7 protein-coding genes are annotated in these 5146 nt (G+C 66.6%); 6 read left to right on the forward strand and 1 reads right to left on the reverse strand.

What is annotated here, in order from left to right:
• The first annotated feature begins 99 nt into the window (after positions 1-99).
• From EN925_RS22675 to EN925_RS22685, 3 genes are read left to right on the forward strand one after another with little or no spacing between them, the layout of a single operon-like run.
• Positions 100-732, forward strand: coding sequence for a precorrin-8X methylmutase (locus EN925_RS22675; RefSeq protein ID WP_127370535.1), 633 nt, complete (start codon positions 100-102; stop codon positions 730-732).
• Entirely contained in the window at positions 729-1487 is a 759-nt protein-coding gene (locus EN925_RS22680; protein WP_127385521.1) for a precorrin-2 C(20)-methyltransferase, read from the forward strand. Before EN925_RS22675 ends, EN925_RS22680 begins: the two co-directional genes overlap by 4 nt.
• The gene (locus EN925_RS22685; RefSeq protein ID WP_024501370.1) at positions 1484-2248 is read left to right on the forward strand and encodes a precorrin-3B C(17)-methyltransferase; all 765 of its coding nucleotides are present in this window, start codon (positions 1484-1486) and stop codon (positions 2246-2248) included. The genes EN925_RS22680 and EN925_RS22685 overlap by 4 nt, the downstream gene beginning before the upstream one ends.
• Here EN925_RS22685 and EN925_RS22690 read toward each other — a convergent pair.
• Positions 2212-2988, reverse strand: coding sequence for a cobalt-precorrin-6A reductase (locus EN925_RS22690; protein ID WP_127371420.1), 777 nt, complete (start codon positions 2986-2988; stop codon positions 2212-2214). The two genes, EN925_RS22685 and EN925_RS22690, sit on opposite strands and share 37 nt — an antisense overlap.
• Position 2989: 1 nt before the next feature.
• On the opposite strand from EN925_RS22690, the gene cbiE reads away from it, so the two are divergent.
• The 3 genes from cbiE to EN925_RS22705 form a co-directional block, all read left to right on the forward strand.
• Positions 2990-4219, forward strand: a complete 1230-nt coding sequence (gene cbiE, locus EN925_RS22695; protein WP_127385520.1) for a precorrin-6y C5,15-methyltransferase (decarboxylating) subunit CbiE — start codon at positions 2990-2992, stop codon at positions 4217-4219.
• Complete coding sequence (locus EN925_RS22700; RefSeq protein WP_013531079.1) at positions 4216-4602, forward strand: cobalamin biosynthesis protein; 387 nt, start codon at positions 4216-4218, stop codon at positions 4600-4602. The genes cbiE and EN925_RS22700 overlap by 4 nt, the downstream gene beginning before the upstream one ends.
• The coding region (locus tag EN925_RS22705; protein ID WP_128336941.1) for an SAM-dependent methyltransferase at positions 4599-5146 on the forward strand (548 nt) is incomplete at its 3' end. The genes EN925_RS22700 and EN925_RS22705, both read left to right, overlap by 4 nt.

Consider the following 5146-nt stretch of genomic DNA (forward strand, 5'->3'; position numbering starts at 1 on the left):
ATATCAAGGTGAAACCGCCGCCGCTTGCCTGACAAGGCTCGGGCCGGCCGGTATCGCCGAGGCCTACCGACAGGCCCAAACTGAAACACGGAAATGAGCATGGCCGCCTACGACTACATCCATGACGGCACGGCGATCTACGAGCGCTCCTTCGCCATCATCCGCGCCGAGGCCGATCTGTCGCGCTTCTCCAAAGCTGAGGCCGATGTCGCCATTCGCATGATCCATGCCTGCGGCCAGGTCGAAGCTTCAAATCATTTTGTGTTCTCCAAGGATTTCGTTGCCGCCGCCCGCACCGCTTTGGCGGCCGGCGCGCCGATCTTCTGCGACGCGGAAATGGTCTCGCATGGCGTCACCCGCGCCAGGCTGCCGGCGGGCAACGAGGTGATCTGCACCTTGCGCGACCCGCGTACGCACGAAATTGCCAGGCAAATCGGCAACACCCGTTCGGCGGCCGCCATCGACCTCTGGGGCGAGCGCATGGCCGGCTCTGTGGTTGCCATCGGCAATGCGCCGACCGCGCTATTCTATCTCCTGGAAAAACTGCGCGATGGCGCACCAAAGCCGGCGGCCATCATCGGCATGCCGGTCGGCTTCGTCGGTGCGGCCGAATCCAAGGATGCGCTGGCCGAGAATTCCTACGGCGTTCCCTACGCCATCGTGCGTGGCCGGCTTGGCGGCAGTGCCATGACCGCCGCCGCGCTCAATTCATTGGCGAGGCCTGGCCTGTGAACGCCTTTCTCAAAGGCCGCCTCGTTGGCGTCGGCACCGGTCCTGGCGACCCCGAACTGCTGACCCTAAAAGCCGCCCGCATCCTGGCCGAGGCCGATGTCGTGGCCTATTTCGCCAAGCGCGGCAACAACAGCAACGCCCGTGCAGTCGTCGAAGCGCAGTTCCGGCCCGAAATGACGGAATTGCCGCTGCTCTATCCCGTCACAACCGAAATCGCCAGGGATCACGACGACTACCGCTCGCAGATCACGGCTTTCTACGAGGAGTCGGCCGAGAAGGTCGCCGAGCACCTCGAAGCCGGCAGAATGGTTGCGGTGCTGTCGGAGGGCGACCCGCTGTTCTACGGCTCTTACATGCATCTGCATGTGCGCCTCGCCCATCGTTTTCCGACCGAAGTCATCCCCGGCGTCACCGCCATGTCCGGCTGCTGGTCGCAGACCGGTATTCCGATCGTCCAGGGCGACGACGTGCTCACCGTGCTGCCGGGCACGATGAGCGAATTCGAGCTGAGCCGCCGGCTCGCCGACACCGATGCCGCCGTGATCATGAAGGTCGGCCGCAACCTGCCCAAGATCAGGCGGGCGCTGGAGGCTACGGCCAAGCTGTCGCGCGCCGTCTATGTCGAGCGCGGCACCATGGCCGGCAGCGTCTCGATGAAGCTTGCCGACAAAAAGGACGACAAGGCACCCTACTTCGCCATCGTGCTGGTCGCCGGCTGGTCCGGTCGCCCCGGCGCCGTGGGAGCACAGGCATGAGTGGCCGTCTCACCGTCATCGGCCTTGGGCCCGGCAATGCCGATCAGGTCACCCCGGAGGCCAGCCGCGCTGTCGCCGAGGCGAAATTCTTTTACGGCTACAAGCCCTATCTCGATCGGCTGGACCTGCGCCCGGACCAGACCCGCGTCGCTTCCGACAACCGCGAGGAACTCGCCCGCTCCAAGGACGCATTGAGCAAGGCCGCAGAGGGCCATGACGTCGCCGTGGTCTCCGGCGGCGATCCCGGCGTGTTCGCCATGGCGGCGGCCGTCTGCGAGGCGATCGAGGCCGGTCCGGTCGAATGGCGCGCGGTCGATGTCGCCGTGGTGCCCGGCATCACCGCCATGCTGGCGGTTGCCGCCCGCATCGGGGCGCCGCTCGGCCATGATTTCTGCGCCATCTCGCTCTCCGACAATCTAAAGCCATGGGAATTGATCGAACTGCGCCTGCTGGCGGCGGCCGGTGCCGGCTTCGTCATCGCGCTTTATAACCCGATCAGCAAGGCCCGCCCCTGGCAACTCGGCCGCGCCTTCGAGTGCCTGACCGCCATCCTGCCGGGCACCACGCCGGTAATCTTCGGCCGCGCCGCCGGTCGCCCGGACGAGCGTATCGAGGTCTACCTGCTGGCCGATGTCGAGGCTGAAAAGGCGGACATGGCGACCTGCATCATCATCGGCTCGCCGGAAACCAGGATTATCAAGCGCACGGAGAAGCCGGCGCTGGTCTACACGCCGCGCTCTTCCACGGGTCGGACAAAATGATCGACCCCAAATCGATCGACAATGGCGGCCAGCGCTTCGACGGTTTCAGCCGAGGGCACGTCCGGCAGATCAGGCCTGCGGATCATGACCACCTCGATGCCAAGCGCCCGCGCCGAGGCGATCTTGCCAAAGGTCGCCTCGCCGCCGCTGTTCTTGGACACCACGACATCGATGCGGTGCCTTTCGAGCAGCGCGCGTTCCTCCGCGTCGCGAAACGGGCCACGGGCCAACAGATATTCGGCGTCGGGCACGGCCAGCTTCGGCTCGACCGGATCGACACTGCGAATGAGATAGTGGTGCTGGGGCGCTGCTTCGAAAGCCGCAACCTCTTGCCGGCCCAGTGCCAGAAAAACGCGGCGCGGCGCCGGTCCAAGCGCTTGCGCGGCATCGCCGACCGTACCGACCAACGTCCAGCGGTCGCCTTCGACAGGATCCCAGCCGGGACGCCGCAGGGCAAGGATCGGCACGCCGGCCATGCGCGCGGCTTGTGCGGCATTGGCGGAGATTTGCGCCGCATAGGGATGCGTGGCGTCGATCAGCAGATCGGTGGCCGTTTCCGTGAGGTAAGCGGCCAGCCCGTCGGCGCCGCCAAAGCCTCCGCTTCGCACCGGCACGCCTTGCGCGACCGGGCTTTCGGTGCGGCCGGCCAGCGACAGTGTGACCGAGGCACGCGCCGCCAGTTTTCCGGCCAGTTGCCGCGCTTCGGTGGTGCCGCCGAGGATCAGGATACGGTGGGTCATTATGCCTGCTGAGCGTCAATCGCGAGCCGCCTGGCTGACAGTCGTCGGCATCGGCGAGGACGGTTTAGCGGGTCTCGGCGACGAGGCCAAGCAGCGGATTGCCCAGGCTGAGATCATCTTCGGCGGCAAGCGGCACCTCGCCCTTGTCGCTTCCTTCGCCAAGGGCGAGCCGCGCCCATGGCCGGTTCCCTTCGATGCCGAGATGGCTGACGTCCTGGCGCTTGCCGGCAGGAACGTCTGTGTGCTCGCGTCCGGCGATCCCTTCTTCCACGGCGTCGGCGCCACGCTCGCCCGCAAGGTCAAGGCGCAGGAGATGCACGTTATCCCCGCGCCTTCAGCCGTTTCACTGGCGGCCGCCCGGCTCGGCTGGGCGCTGCAGGATATCGAAACCGTCTCGCTGCACGGCCGGCCGCTCGACCTGATCCGGCCGCTGCTGCAGCCAGGCGCGCGCATCCTGGCGCTGACCTCGGATGCAGAAGCCCCCGCGGCGATTGCCCGCCTGCTCGCGGAACTCGACTTCGGCGCATCGCGGCTGACGATCCTGGAGGCGTTGGGTGGGCCAAGCGAGACCCAGCGCTCGGTCCGCGCCGATGCCTTCGACCTCGAAAACCTCAATCCGCTCAACGTGCTGGCGGTCGAAGTTGAATCCGGTCCGGACGCGCGCGTGCTGCCGCTCACATCAGGCCTTGCCGATCACCTGTTCGACCATGACGGCCAGATCACCAAGCGCGAAATCCGCGCGATCACCCTGTCGGCGCTGGCGCCGCGGCGCGGCGAGTTGCTGTGGGACATCGGCGCCGGCTCCGGTTCCATCGGCATCGAATGGATGCTGGCCCACCCTTCGATGCGCACTTTTGCCATCGAGGCCGATCCGGTGCGCGCTGCCCGTATTGGTCGCAACGCCGCTGCCTGTGGCGTTCCCGGCCTTGTCGTGGTCGAAGGCAGCGCGCCCAAGGCGCTTGCCGGGTTGGACACGCCAGACGCGATCTTCATCGGCGGTGGCGGCAGCGATGCCGGTGTCTTGAAAGCTGCCATCAAGGCCCTGCACACTGGCGGCCGTCTCGTGGCAAACGCGGTAACGCTGGAGATGGAAGCCCTGCTTCTTGCCCAGCATACGAAGCTCGGCGGCGATCTCACGCGGATAAACATCTCGCGGGCCTCGCCGGTCGGCTCGATGCAGGCCTGGCGGCCGGCCATGCCAGTGACGCAATGGAGCTGGATGAAGCCATGATGGTCGCAGGCATAGGCTGCCGAAAGGGCGTGGGCGTCGAAGAGGTGCTTGCGGCGATCGAAACGGCGCTGGAGGCGCATGGGTTGGCGATGACGGCGCTGTCGGCACTGGCGACTGCCGCGTTCAAGAAGGATGAAGAAGCGATCGCCGCCGCTGGCCGCACGCTGAGTCTTCCCGTCATCGTCGTCGACGACTCAGCACTTCAAGCTGCCTCGTCGGATACGCTCAGCCATTCCGATCTCTCGCAGGATGTTGCCGGCACACCATCGGTCTCCGAGGCGTCCGCCCTCGCCGTGGCCGGCACAGGCGCAAAACTGCTTGGCCCCCGCACAGTGCTCGGCCCGGTCACCTGCGCCATCGCCATCAGCGGAGATGCGCCATGACCGTTCATTTCATCGGCGCCGGTCCAGGTGCGGCCGACCTCATCACGCTGCGCGGCGCAAGGCTTTTGGCAAACTGCCCGGTTTGCCTGCATGCCGGCTCGATCGTCGCGCCCGAATTGCTGCAGCACTGCGCGCCGGGGACAAAGCTGGTCGACACCGCGCCGATGTCGCTCGACGAGATCGAGGCCGCCTATCTCGAGGCGCACAAATCAGGCCAGGATGTCGCCCGGCTGCATTCCGGTGACCTGTCGGTATGGAGCGCGGTCGCCGAGCAGATCCGCCGGCTGGAAAAGCACGGCATCCCTTATACGCTGACGCCGGGCGTCCCCTCCTTCGCCGCTGCCGCCGCAGCATTGCGCCGCGAGCTGACCATTCCCGAAGTGGCGCAAAGCCTTGTGCTGACCCGCATTTCCGGGCGCGCCTCCAAAATGCCACCCGGCGAGACGCTGGCCGGCTTCGGCCGCACCGGCGCCACGCTCGCTATTCATCTGGCCATCCACGCCATCGATCGCGTCGTCGCCGAACTGACGCCGCACTATGGCGG

The organism is Mesorhizobium sp. M7A.F.Ca.US.006.04.2.1 (assembly GCF_004022915.1).
In the GTDB taxonomy this organism is placed as follows: domain Bacteria; phylum Pseudomonadota; class Alphaproteobacteria; order Rhizobiales; family Rhizobiaceae; genus Mesorhizobium; species Mesorhizobium ciceri.

What these genes read in the sequence shown, in the direction of transcription:
- cbiE (WP_127385520.1), top strand. Translation starts at nt 2,990, where the DNA reads ATGCCTGCTGAGCGTCAATCGCGAGCCGCCTGGCTGACAGTCGTCGGC.
- EN925_RS22685 (WP_024501370.1), top strand. Translation starts at nt 1,484, where the DNA reads ATGAGTGGCCGTCTCACCGTCATCGGCCTTGGGCCCGGCAATGCCGAT.
- EN925_RS22675 (WP_127370535.1), top strand. Translation starts at nt 100, where the DNA reads ATGGCCGCCTACGACTACATCCATGACGGCACGGCGATCTACGAGCGC.
- EN925_RS22700 (WP_013531079.1), top strand. Translation starts at nt 4,216, where the DNA reads ATGATGGTCGCAGGCATAGGCTGCCGAAAGGGCGTGGGCGTCGAAGAG.
- EN925_RS22690 (WP_127371420.1), bottom strand. Translation starts at nt 2,988, where the DNA reads ATGACCCACCGTATCCTGATCCTCGGCGGCACCACCGAAGCGCGGCAA.